Source organism: bacterium (assembly GCA_026708055.1).
Classification (GTDB): Bacteria; Actinomycetota; Acidimicrobiia; order Acidimicrobiales; family CATQHL01; genus VXNF01.
In genome coordinates this window covers 51,557-63,546 of sequence record JAPOVS010000052.1, presented here as the reverse complement: position 1 = coordinate 63,546, position 11,990 = coordinate 51,557, and the positions used below count along the sequence as shown (strand labels likewise).

Here is an 11,990-nt window from a genome sequence, read left to right as displayed (position 1 = left end):
TTGGTTCTCAGTCGTCGGACGGAAGGCCGATTTCGACGGGCTGCTCGATCGCCCGCCAGCATCGCACGAGATGCCCGGCCTCGGTTTCTCGGAGGGGTTGCGGCTCCTCGCAGCGGTCGACCGCGAACGGGCAACGCAGCGTCAGGCGGCAGCCCGGCTTCTTGGCCGCCTCCTCGCTGATCTCGCCGACGAGGCGGACCGGCTCGCCGCGGCGCGGCGGCTCGTCCAACTCGGCGGCGTCCAGCAGGCCGCGCGTGTAGGGATGCCGGGCGTTGGCGTAGACCTGATCCCGTGAACCCACTTCCACGAACTGGCCCAGGTACATGACCGCCACCTGGTGGGCCATGGCGTAGACCACCCGAAGGTCGTGGGCGACGAGGAGGAAGGCCAGCTCGTTCTGCTCCTGCAGGTCCAGCAGCAGGTTGACGATCTGGCCGCGGATGGAGACGTCGAGCGACGACGTGGGCTCGTCGAGGAACAGCAGGTGGGGTTCGGGCAGCAACGAGCGGGCGATGCTGAGACGCTGAAGCTGCCCGCCGCTGACCTGCGACGGCCGGCGGTTGGCGATCTCGGGTTCGAGGCCGACGCTCCGCACCGCCTCGGCGATGGCTTCGTTCTCCTCGGCACGGGTCTGGATGCCGCGGAGCCGGGTGAACTCGCGCAGGCTCGAGCGGATGGTCGCCTGCGGGTCGAACGCCGCCAGCGGATCCTGGAAGACCATCTGCATGTGGCGCCGCGCCGGACGGAAGTGGCGCTCCTTGATGTCCAGGATCTCGTCGCCGCGGAAGACCACCGTGCCGTCGGTTGCCGACGTGAGCTTCAGCAGCACCCGCCCCACCGTCGTCTTGCCCGACCCGGACTCGCCGACGATCGCGAACGTCTCGCCCGCGTGGATCCGGAAGCTGACACCGTCGACGGCGCGCGAGATGCGCTGTCGCAGCCGGGCGTCGCGGGTCACGTAGTCCTTCACCAGCTCGCGGACCTCGACGACCGGGCCGGCGGCGGTGGCCTCTGCGTTCATGCCTTCACGCACGCCACTTGGCGGTCTCCGACGGGACGCAGGGCGGGGACGTCCTCTCGGCACTCGGGGCCGGCCAGGGGGCATCGGTCGGCGAAGGCGCACTCACCGAGCTCGCCGACCAGTGTCGGCACGACGCCGCTGATGGCGTACATCCGGCGCTGATCGACCGTCACGAACGCCTTGAGCAGGGCGCTCGTATACGGATTCTTCGGGCTCTCGACGACGGCGTCGGTCGGCCCGACCTCCATCACACGACCCGCGTACATGACCGTCGTCCGCTCGCAGTGAGCGCGGGCCACGGCGATGTCGTGGGTGATCAGCAACAGCGACGCATCCCGCGAGGCCACCTGCTCGACCACCAACTCCAGCACCTGCTGCTGCAGCGTGGCGTCGAGACCGGTGGTGGGTTCGTCGGCGATGAGCAGATCGGGACGGCAGGACAGCGCCATGGCCAGCGCGGCCCGCTGCGCCATGCCGCCCGAGTACTGGTGCACGTAGTCCTTGGCCCGGCGGCCGGCGTCGGGAATGCCCATCTCCGCCAGCAGGTCCACTGCCTGGGTCCAGCTCTCCCTGCGACCGGCGTCGCCGTGCACCCGGATCACCTCGGCGATCTGCCCGCCCACGGTCAGGACGGGGTTCAGGGACGCACGGGGGTTCTGGAACATGATCGCCATGCGACCGCCCCGCAACTCGCGCAGCCGGCGCTCGGGTGCGTCGATGAGCTCCTCGCCGTCGAGGCGGATGGAGCCCCGGATGACCTCGGCACCCTCGGGCAGGAGCCCCAGGACCGCCGCCGCGGTCAGGCTCTTGCCCGACCCGGACTCGCCGACCAGGGCCATCCGCTCGCCCGCGGCGACCTGCAGGCGGATCCCCTGCAGGGGAATGGAGCGCCGCTTGTCGGCCGAACCGAAGCCGACCGTCAGGTCGGACACGTCGAGGACGGGGATCTCGCCACCATCCGGCGCCGCCGGATCCACAGCGTGCGGAACCGTCATCCCGTTCCCGTCCGCGGCGCTCACGTCGTGTGCCTCACGCGATCGGAGAGCTGGTTCAGCGTCAGGACGGCGAACAGGATCGCCAGGCCGGGGAACAGCGCCACCCACCACCGGCCGTAGACCAGTTGCTCGTAGCCGTCGCGCACCATGGCGCCCCATTCCGGTGTGGGAACGGGCACGCCCAGGCCCACGAAACTGAGAGCCGCCAGGATCTGGATGGCCCAGGCCACGTTCACCGAGAACTGCGCCAGGACCACCTGCTTGACGTTGGGCAGGATGTGACGCAACAGGATCCTGAGCACCGGCTGGCCGGCGCAGCGGGCCGCCAACACGAAGTCGGCATTGACGATGGGCGCCACGGCGCTGCGGGTGAGGCGCAGGTACACCGGCACGTTCACGATGGAGATGATGAAGATCAGGATGGGGATGCTCGGGCCGACGGCGGCCACGATGCCGAGCGCCAGCAGCAGGGTGGGGAAGGCCTGGAACGACTCCGAGATGCGCAGCAGCACCGAGTCGAACAGGCCGCCCCCTTTGATGTGCGCGGCGGCGAACACCGACAGCGCACCGAGGGGCATGCCCACCACCACGGCGAGCGCGGCTGCGCTGAAGCCCACGCCCAGGTCGAGTTGTGCGCCGTGTATCACCCTGGCGAAGATGTCGCGGCCGTGCTGGTCGGTGCCGAACCAGAGGTCGCCGCCGGGCGCCCCCAGCGCCTCACCGACGTTCAGCATGAGCGGATCGCGCGTGAAGAGCGGCCCGATGAGGGCCAGCAGGATCAGGGCCAGCATCACGGCCACGGCGGGGCGGACCTCTCGGCGCTGAGCGTCCCAGACAGCGGGGGCAATCAGGATCGCCAGCACGGTCAGGACCACGCGGAGCTCCCGCCACTCCGGGTCCCACACGAGGGCGACGAGGAGGACCGCCATCATGGCGACGGCCACGAGAACGCGGACCGGTCGCGCACGGGCCGCGGCAACGACCCGCCCCATTCCCTCCGGGGCGGTGCTGCCCGAGGCGCGCGGCGAGACGACGCTCACGTGCGCGTCCTCGGGTCGATGATGAAGTGCAGGATGTCCATCACCAGGTAGACCAGGATGTAGCTGCAGGCGCTGAGCAACACGGCGGCGAGCACGGGCGCGTAGTCCGAGGCGGCGATGGAGTCGATGGCGTACTTGCCTATGCCGGGCCAGGCGAACACGAACTCCACCAGCACCGTGCCGCCCAGCAGGTAGCCGTACATGAGGGCCACCATCGTGGACACCGGCAGCAACACGTTCGGCAGGGCGTGACGGAGGACGATCGAGCGCTCCGGCACGCCCAGCGCCCGCGCCGAGCGGATGTGGTGCGAGGCCATGGTCTCGCGCATGAACCCGCGGGTGACCCTCAACAGCGGCCCGCCGGTGGTAATGGCCAGCGTGACGGCCGGCAGGGCGAGCTGCGCCAGCGACGAGCGCAGCGCCCCCCAGTCGCCCGCGATCACCGAGTCGAGCGTGTAGAGCCCCGTGACCTCCGGCGGTACCGTCCCCAGCGACCGCCCGATGGGCGCGGGCGCGAAGTCCAGGTGGAAGAAGAAGACCAGGATCAGGATGATCCCCAACCAGAACTCGGGGATCGACACGCCCAGGCCCGAGGCCACGTTGGCCAGACGGTCCGAGAGCGATCGCCGCCGGAGTGCGGAGACGATGCCGAAGGGCACCGACCAGCAGATCGACAGGATCGCCGCGGCCGTGGCCAACTCGATGGTGGCTGGCCAGCGGTCGGCGATGTCGGTCGTCACGGGGTTCTTGGTGCGCCAGCTGTCACCCAGGTCGCCGGTGAAGAGCTGGCGCATGTAGTGGCCGTACTGGTTGATGATCGGCTCGTCGAGTCCCAGGCGCTCGATGACCGCCTCGACGGTGGACTCGTCGGCCTGCACGCCGACGATCAGGTATGCGGGATTGCCGGGCAGGACCCGAGTGACGACGAATGTGATGAGTGACACGCCGAACAACGCCACCACCAGGAACACCAGGCGGCGACCGATGTAGATGGCGAGCGGCACGTCAGCGCTCCCTGAGGGATCCTCCGACCGGGGCGATCGGGCGGTGGGTCATGAAGTCAGAACTTCCGGCCTGCGCCGGCCAGCATCTCGGCATAGCGGACCGGTGTGATCAGCGGATCCAGCACCGGCACGGGCACCCGGTCGCGAACCGGATCCAGCAGGCCCGACCAGATCGTGCAGGCGAAGAACAGCACCGAGGCGTCGTGATCGCGCCAGGCCGCCTCGGCGGCGTCGCCCGCCGGTCCCGAGATCGACGACGCCATCCCGTCGCGAACGGTGGCCCGCAGCTTCCGCGGATCCTCGGCGAGCAGCTCCTCCACCAGGTCGGCGGGCGGGTGCGGGCAGGGCGCCGAGAACACGCCCGCGAAGATCGGGTCGCCTCCGTACGAACTCACGAGGCGACGCGCCCAGTTGGCGTCCTGCGGCAGGTTCTCGCCCTCGCCGCTCTCGATGCGCGGCGCCACGACGCCCAGCCGCCCGAAGGCGCGCCCGGTGGCGACGGCCGCCTCCATGGGCGCCGTGACCGGGATCGACACGAGCTCTTTCGCATCCACCAACCCCGGATCGGAGGCACAGCCGATCACGACCGCGTCGTAGCCGTCGCGCTCGCCCTGCTCCACAGCCGAAAGCAGCTGGTTCAGGAGCAGTGACGCCGCCGGCAGGAACGCCGTCTCGGGTACGCCGGTACCGGCGAGCGAGCGCACCGTCAGCTCTGTGTCCGAACTGAGTGCGGGTCGCACCACTTCGTCGACGAGCTCGTCGTAGACATTCACTCCCAGTGGGTTGATCAGCAGAATGCGCATGGCGGGCGTCTCCTCGGTTGCGGTCTCACTCGGTCGCTTCGATCGTTGGTCGTGGCAGCGGGCGGCGGATCCGGGCGCTTCAGGACCGGCGCAGCACGAGGTGGCCCCGCGCCGAGACGGTCGCCGTCCAGGAGGGCGGCACAAGGGTCGTGCAGGCATCTTCGAGGACGATGGCCGGGCCGTCTATGGCGGCGGTTGCCGGGAGGGCCTCGCGGCGATGCACCGGCGTCTCGAACCAGGTGCCCCCGAACCACGTGCGCTCGACGGCGATCGGCTCACCCGCCGCACCGGTCGGCAGGTCAACGGCCGAAGGCCGCTGCAGCGAGCCGCGGGCCGCCATCCGCAGGTTCACGAACTCCACGTCCTCGGCCGGATTGCTGTGCCCATAGCGCACCTCGTGCGCCTCGGCGAAGCGCTGGGGCAGATCCGCCAGCATCTGCTCTGTGGGCTCGTCGGTCCCCACCGGGAGCGTGACCGTGTACTCCTGGCCGACGTAACGCAGATCGGCCGAGGATTCCAGGTCGATGGCGCGCTCGTCGACGCCGTCCTCCTTGGCCAGCAGGCGGGCACGCTCGGCCAACTCGGCCAACGTCGCCTCCAGCGTCTCCGGTTCGACTTCGGCGACTCCGACATAGAAGCTCTGCACGACATCGTGGCGGATGTCGGCGTGCAGCATGCCGTACGCCGACAGGACACCGGGATCGGCAGGCACGATCACCGTGTCGATATCCAACTCGTCGGCGATGGCGGGGGCGTGCAGCGGCCCGGCACCGCCGAAGGCCACGAGGGCGAAGCTGCGGGGATCGATGCCGCGCAGCACCGTGATCTCGCGAATGGCATTGGCCATCGTGGCGTCGGCGACCGCCACGATGCCCGTGGCGAGCGCGTCGGCGTCCAGTCCCAACGTCTCGCCGACTGTCTCCAGGGCAGCCTCGGCGGCGCCGGCCTCGAGAGCCATGCCGCCTGCCAGGCGGGCGACGGACGGGAGACGGCCCAGGCGCAGGTTGGCATCGGTGACGGTGGGCTCGATCCCTTCGCCGCCGTAGCATGCCGGTCCCGGTTCGGCGCCGGCCGAGCGGGGGCCCACGCGCAGGCCACCGGCCGACACGTGGCCGACGCTGCCGCCGCCGGCTCCGATCGTGTGGATGGCAACCGTCGGTGCGAGGACGGGATGGCGCTCGAGTTCGGACTCCAACTCCACGTCGGCCTCGCCGTCGACCACGAGGCTCACGTCGAAGGACGTGCCGCCCATGTCGATGCAGATGAGCCGGCTCACGTCCACTTCGTCGCGCAGATCCTCGGCAACCGCCACGCACGCGATCGTGCCTCCGACCGGTCCGGAGAAGAGCGTCTGGATCGCCTTGCGGCGGGCCATCGCCGCCATCATCACACCGCCGTTGGACTGCATCACCCGCAGTGGACCGCGCAGTCCGCGGTCGCTCACCTCCTGCTCCAACTCGACGAGGTAGTTCTGCACGATGGGCGCCACGTAGGCGGCGATCACCGTCGTGCTCGTCCGCTCGTACTCGCGCCACTCCGGCGCGATCTCGTGACTGCAGACGACCGCCAGCCCGCTCGCGACGTCGGCCAGCAACTCGGCCACTCGCTGCTCGTGGTCAGGGTTGGCGTAGGAGTGCAGGAAGCAGACGGCGACCGCCTCGAACTCCGCGGCGAGGCGGCGCCCCAAGGCTCGTACGGCGTCCTCGTCGGGCTCGATCAGTGACGAGCCGTCGGCCGAGGTGCGCTCGTCGATCTCGAAGATCCAGCGCCTCGGCACCAGCGGCGTCGGTTGCCGGTACTTCACGTTGTACATGTCGGGGCGATTCGCCCGACCCAGTTCGTAGACGTCGCGGAAGCCGCGGGTCGTCAGCAGCGCAACGCGGGCGCCCCGGCGCTCGAGGAACGCATTGAGCCCGGCGGTGGTGCCGTGGGTGATGGAGTCAAGGCGTCCCCAGTCCACCTCCAGCCGCTCGAGCGCCTCGAGCACGCCGTCGTGCAGCCGCCGCGGCGTGGTCAGGACCTTGGCCGTGCGAATACGCCCATCGTCGTCGACGGACACCGCATCGGTGAACGTCCCGCCTATGTCAACCCCGACCCGCATCCGGTTCTCCTCCCCGCGACTGGCGCGATCCTAGACGCGCCCGTGCACAGCGGCACTTGCGCAGCGCACCGTCGGGACGAGCGCCGGCGGGGCCGTCCGGCGGCGGGGGCGAAGCGGGCTCGCGGCAACCCCCGACGTCACGGCTGCTCGTAGGCGCGCTCGTCGCGGGGCATGGGATCGGCCGGGTAGGCGCCGGCGCCGTGCTCGGCGAGGTCGAGGCCCCGGGCCTCCTCGGCGGCGGAGACGCGCAACACACCGAAGCGACGCAGCGCGGCGAACAGGATCCCCGTCGTGACCACGGTCCAGGCCAGCACGATCAGCACGAACACCAATTGGACGAGCAGCTGCCAGCCGCCCCCGCCGTAGAAGAGTCCGGCGTTGTCCCTGCCCAGGAAGGCGTCGTCGTAGCGGGCGAAAAAGCCCACCGCAAGCGTGCCCCACACCCCGCAGACACCGTGCACGGACACGGCGCCGACCGGGTCGTCGATCCCCTTGCGCTCGATGAAGAACACCGAGTAGACGACCAGCACCCCGGCCACCGCACCGGTGACGACCGCGCCCAGCACGTTCATGGTGGCACAGCCGGCGGTGATGCCCACCAGCCCCGCCAGCGTGCCGTTGCCGGCCATGGCGACGTCGGGCTTGCCGGTCTTCAGCCAGACGACGGCGCCGGCTGTCAGCGTGCTGGCGGCCGCGGCGATGGCCGTGTTGAGCGCCACGACCATCACGACGCCGTCGGCGGCGAGTTCGGAGCCGGCGTTGAACCCGAACCAGCCCAGCCACAGGATGAACACGCCCAGGATCGTCATCGGCATGGAATGGCCCGGGATCGGCCGCGGCGTGCGGCCCGGCCCGTACTTGCCCAGGCGCGGCCCCAGGAACATGGCTCCCATGAGCGCCGCCCAGCCGCCGGTGGAATGCACCACCGTCGAGCCGGCGAAGTCGCTGTAGACGGCTCCGCCGATGGAGATGTCGGCGATGAGGCCACCGCCCCAGGTCCAGTGCACGACCAGCGGGTAGATGACCGCCGACATCGCGAGGCTGAAGAGCAGGTAGGCCTTGAAGCGCGCCCGCTCGGCCATCGCGCCCGAGGCGATCGTGACCGCCGTGGCGGCGAATACCACCTGGAAGAAGAAGAAGGTTGCCGTCGAGAGGTTGCCGACGCCGCTGGAGCCGAACTCGAAGAGGGCGCTGCCGGATAGGAAGAATCCCTCGGTGCCCCACCAGGCGTTGCCGGCCCCGAAGGCCAGGGCGTAGCCCACCGCCAGGAAGGCCAGAACACCCACGCTCATGTCGGCCAGGTTCTTGGCCATGATGTTCGTGACGTTCTTGGACCGCGTCAGCCCCGATTCCAGCAGCGCGAAACCCGCCTGCATGAAGAAAACGAGCGCGCCCGCCACCAGGACCCAGACATTGTCCAGAACGGCCTGCACGGCGACCGACGGATCATCGGTCTGGGCCACCGCCGGCGTGGTGAGGACCGCGATTGCTGCGCCGGTGACGCCGAGCGCCACCAATGTTCGACGTTTCACGGGAGTGCCTCTCTGATCGAGTCGTGCCGGTCGAGCCCGGCGAGGGACGAAGGGGCGACTCCCTTGGCGCACCGGCACCGTACCTCCCCGCGCGGCGCTTGCCACCCTTCTTTGCCCGACACCGCCCGCGATTTCCGCGCCGGCGCCGGGACACCCAAATCAACGCGAAGGCACCACGATGGCCGTAACCTCCCCGGCGGGATGAGCAATCCACCGCGTTGCGGCCGGGCACTTTCGTGCCCGCGTCGATCCCCATAGCCTCGGCGGCGAGATGAGCACCGAATCATCCCGCTCCAGTCGGCTCGCGCCCAACCGCCTCGTGATCCTGGCGGGGCTCGGACTGGCTCTGGTCACCGTCGCGTCGGGCATCGCCGCGGCGATCACGGGCTTCCACAGCACCGCCGGCGTGACCCGGGAGGTGTTCGGCAACATTCCCGGGCCGCTGCGGGCGGCGTTCTACACCGTCATCCCGATCGCTCTGCTGTACGCCTCGCTGCTGTTCGCCCACAGGGTGCGCAACTGGCAGCGTGGTGCCGCCGAGGAGCGTCGCACGACTTGGCGCAACGTGCACCGCAGGCTGGCCGATCTGCGGGCAGGGGTGTACATGCGCACCCTTCTGCGCGAGCCGGTGGCCGGGTTGATGCACTCCCTCATCTACTTCAGCTTCCTGGTGCTTCTGGCGGTGACCATTACGCTGGAGATCGAGCACCAACTGCCCGACGGCGCCAAGTTCCTCACCGGCCGCGTGTACCAGGGCTACTCCCTCACCGGCGACCTGGCCGGAGCGGTGTTCCTGGTGGGCGTGGCTTGGGCGATCCTGCGACGCTGGGGGCCTTGGCGGTTGCGCCCGTACCGGATCCGCCACAAGACCCGGCCCGAGCACGCCGTGATCCTGACGACGATGCTGCTCATCGGCGTCACCGGATTCGGGGCCGAGGCCTTCCGCATCGCCGAAGCCGGCACACCCTCATTCGAGCGCTGGTCCGTGATCGGCTACCCGCTCGCCACCATCGCCGACGGCCTGACCAACGTGGCCGGCTGGCATCAGGTGTGGTGGATCCTGCACGTGGTGTCGTTCGTGGTGTTCGTGCTGCTGATCCCGGTCACGATGCTGCGCCACATCTTCACGTCGCCCGTGAACATGTACCTGCGCGACCGGGAACGCCCCAAGGGGGCCATGCGCGAGTTGCCGAACCTCATGGAGACCGACCTGGACTCCTTCGGGGCGACGGCCGTGGAGGATTTCACCTGGAAGCAACTCCTGGACCTCGACGCCTGCACGATGTGCGGGCGCTGCACGTCGGTCTGCCCGGCGCACGCCACCGGCAAGCCGCTGGACCCGCGCGAGATCGTCCTGAAGGTGGGCCAGGTGATGGCCGCCAGCGGAACCCCCGCCACATCGCCGCCCATCGGCGCCGACGCCGAGATCACTGTGACGAGCGCCAACGTGTTCGAACGCGTCAGTTCCGAGGAGGTGTGGGCCTGCACCTCGTGCCGCGCCTGTGACGAGATCTGCCCCGTGAACATCGAGATCCTCGACAAGATCCTGGACATGCGGCGCTACCTGTCGCTCATGGAGAGCGACTTCCCCACCGAGTTGGGCACCGCGTACCGCTCGATGGAGAACTCCGGGAACCCGTGGGGCATGGCCCAGTCCGCCCGCGCCGATTGGGCGGGCGACTTCGAGGGCGTCGTGGTGCTCGACGGCAGCGACCCCATCGAGGCCGAGTACCTGTACTGGGTGGGCTGCGCCGGCAGCTACGACGACAAGAACCGCAAGGTCACCCGCGCCATGACCGAACTCATGCAACGGGCCGGCGTGGATTTCGCTGTGCTGGGCCCCGCCGAGATGTGCACCGGCGACCCAGCGCGGCGCTCCGGCAACGAGTACGTGTTCCAGATGCTCGCCATGCAGAACGTCGAGACGCTCAACGGCATGGGAGTGCGCAAGATCATCACCCAGTGCCCGCACTGCTTCAACACGCTCGGCAACGAGTACCCGCAGCTCGGCGGGCACTACGAAGTGATCCACCACAGTCAACTGCTGGAGCAACTGGTGGACAGCGGCCGCCTCGACCTGTCCGAGGCCCGGCTGCCCGAGCGCCTCGTCTACCACGACTCCTGCTACCTGGGCCGGCACAACGACGTGTACCTGTCGCCGCGCCGCGTGGTGGGATCCATCGGCGGCCTCGAAGTGGTCGAGGCCCCCCGCAACGGCACCAAGGGCATGTGCTGTGGGGCCGGCGGCGCACGCATGTGGATGGAGGAGCACGTCGGTGAGCAGGTCAACGTGGTCCGCAGCCGGGAGCTGCTCGCCACCGGTGCCGACCGCATCGCCACCGCCTGCCCGTTCTGCTACGTGATGATCGACGACGGTGTGCGCGGCGAAGGCGTGGCGCCCGAAGACGTGAACGTCGGCGACATCGCGCTGCACGTTCTGGAGGCCATCCGCCGGGGAGAGGACGAGGCGGCCGAGCGACGCGACGCCGAGATGATCGCGCCTGTGATCATCGGCGAACCCGCCACGACCGGCGTACCGGTGGCCGGTTCGGTCTCCGGGTTGGACCTCGCTCCGATGGCGCGGCTGCGTCCCTCGCCTACCCGGGACGCCCCGGCCGTGGCACCCGCAGGAGTGCCGGCTCCGGCGCCGGTACCGCCGTCACCACCACCGGAGAGAGAGACGGCCGCCCCCCGGCGCGACGATCTGCGGCTCATCAAGGGCACCGATCCCATGCTGCTGGCCGAGTTGGCCAAGCAGGGGATCACGGGATACGACCAGATCGCCGGTCTCGACGACGCGGGGGTGGAGGCACTGGCGGAGGCCATCGGCGCGCCGGGCCGCATCCAGAAGTGGAACTGGGTGGCGCAGGCGCAGGATCTCCTGGAGCGCTTCGGTGACGAGAACTGACTGAGGTCAGAAGTTCTCCCAGTAGCGGCTGGGGATCGGACCGACCTGGCCCTGGTACTTGGAGCCGACCGCCCGCGAGCCGTAGGGGTTCTCCGCGGCGGTGCTCATGGCGATGAAGCTGATCTGGCCGATCTTCATCCCCGGATAGAGCGTGATCGGCAGGTTTGCCACGTTCGAGAGTTCCAGCGTGAGTTGACCCTGCCAGCCGGCGTCCACGAACCCGGCGGTGGAGTGAATCAACAGCCCGAGCCGACCCAGGCTCGACTTGCCCTCGAGGCGCCCGACCAGATCGTCCGGCAGGCTCACCCGCTCGAGCGTGCAGCCCAGCACGAACTCGCCGGGGTGCAGGATGAACACGCCGTCGGGGCCGATCTCCAGGGGTTCGGTGAGGGTGCCGAGATCCTTCTTGACGTCGATGCAGCCCATCGTGTGGTTCCGGAAGACCCGGAAGTAGCGGTCGAGGCGCAGATCCACCGAGGAGGGTTGGACAGCGTCGTCGGCCAGCGGTTCGATGGCGACGCGCCCGAGGGCGATCTGTTCCCGGATGGACCGATCGGACAGAATCATTCCGGGGCGACGTTACCCT

At 69.6% G+C, this 11,990-nt stretch carries 9 protein-coding genes; 1 reads left to right on the top strand and 8 read right to left on the bottom strand.

The genetic code is table 11. The annotated features are described in order from the left end of the window. Positions 1-7 precede the first annotated feature (7 nt). The 7 genes from OXG55_11440 to OXG55_11410 form a co-directional block, all read right to left on the bottom strand. Positions 8-1,021 carry an ABC transporter ATP-binding protein gene (locus OXG55_11440; protein ID MCY4103850.1) on the bottom strand — a complete coding sequence of 338 codons (1,014 nt, stop codon included), beginning with the start codon at positions 1,019-1,021 and terminating at the stop codon, positions 8-10. After that, positions 1,018-2,016 (bottom strand): ABC transporter ATP-binding protein, encoded by a 999-nt coding sequence (locus OXG55_11435; GenBank protein ID MCY4103849.1) that lies wholly within the window; start codon positions 2,014-2,016, stop codon positions 1,018-1,020. The genes OXG55_11440 and OXG55_11435 overlap by 4 nt, the downstream gene beginning before the upstream one ends. A gap of 20 nt (positions 2,017-2,036) precedes the next feature. Then, positions 2,037-3,056 (bottom strand): ABC transporter permease, encoded by a 1,020-nt coding sequence (locus tag OXG55_11430; GenBank protein ID MCY4103848.1) that lies wholly within the window; start codon positions 3,054-3,056, stop codon positions 2,037-2,039. Then, complete coding sequence (locus OXG55_11425) at positions 3,053-4,060, bottom strand: ABC transporter permease (GenBank protein ID MCY4103847.1); 1,008 nt, start codon at positions 4,058-4,060, stop codon at positions 3,053-3,055. Before OXG55_11425 ends, OXG55_11430 begins: the two co-directional genes overlap by 4 nt. 56 nt (positions 4,061-4,116) lie before the next feature. Continuing rightward, complete coding sequence (locus tag OXG55_11420; protein MCY4103846.1) at positions 4,117-4,863, bottom strand: aspartate/glutamate racemase family protein; 747 nt, start codon at positions 4,861-4,863, stop codon at positions 4,117-4,119. 79 nt (positions 4,864-4,942) lie between these two features. After that, entirely contained in the window at positions 4,943-6,964 is a 2,022-nt protein-coding gene (locus OXG55_11415; protein MCY4103845.1) for a hydantoinase/oxoprolinase family protein, read from the bottom strand. Between the two features lie 137 nt (positions 6,965-7,101). Then, entirely contained in the window at positions 7,102-8,496 is a 1,395-nt protein-coding gene (locus tag OXG55_11410; protein ID MCY4103844.1) for an ammonium transporter, read from the bottom strand. 271 nt (positions 8,497-8,767) lie between these two features. Between OXG55_11410 and OXG55_11405 the strand changes: the two genes are divergently transcribed. Beyond that, the gene (locus OXG55_11405) at positions 8,768-11,404 is read left to right on the top strand and encodes a heterodisulfide reductase-related iron-sulfur binding cluster (protein MCY4103843.1); all 2,637 of its coding nucleotides are present in this window, start codon (positions 8,768-8,770) and stop codon (positions 11,402-11,404) included. A 6-nt stretch (positions 11,405-11,410) separates the two neighbouring features. Here OXG55_11405 and dcd read toward each other — a convergent pair whose 3' ends face one another. Then, positions 11,411-11,971, bottom strand: a complete 561-nt coding sequence (dcd, locus tag OXG55_11400) for a dCTP deaminase (GenBank protein MCY4103842.1) — start codon at positions 11,969-11,971, stop codon at positions 11,411-11,413. Positions 11,972-11,990 lie beyond the last annotated feature (19 nt).